Annotated in this window: 1 protein-coding gene; it reads left to right on the forward strand. The window is 65.9% G+C overall.

Features of this window, described 5'->3' with window-relative positions:
* Window positions 1-246: hypothetical protein (locus tag AC0IW9_RS31630; protein WP_471652240.1), on the forward strand; the 246-nt coding region annotated here is incomplete at both ends.

The raw sequence follows: 246 nt of genomic DNA on the forward strand, positions 1-246 counted from the left end.
TACCTGCACCACGCCATCGTCACCAGCGTGCGCTGTGCCAATGCGCACCAGGCCACCGCCTGGCAGCGCTTCACCGACGACGGCCCGCTGGCCTTTCTGCCGCTGGGCGAGCGCGATGGCGAGCACTGGTGCTCGATCGTCTGGTCGACCACGCCGGAGCAAGCGACTCAGTTGATGGCGCTGACTGACGATGAGTTTTCCACAGCCCTGGGGCAGGCGTTCGAATATCGCCTTGGCGAGGTGCTG

The sequence above is a fragment of the Belnapia sp. AC561 genome, assembly GCF_979252845.1.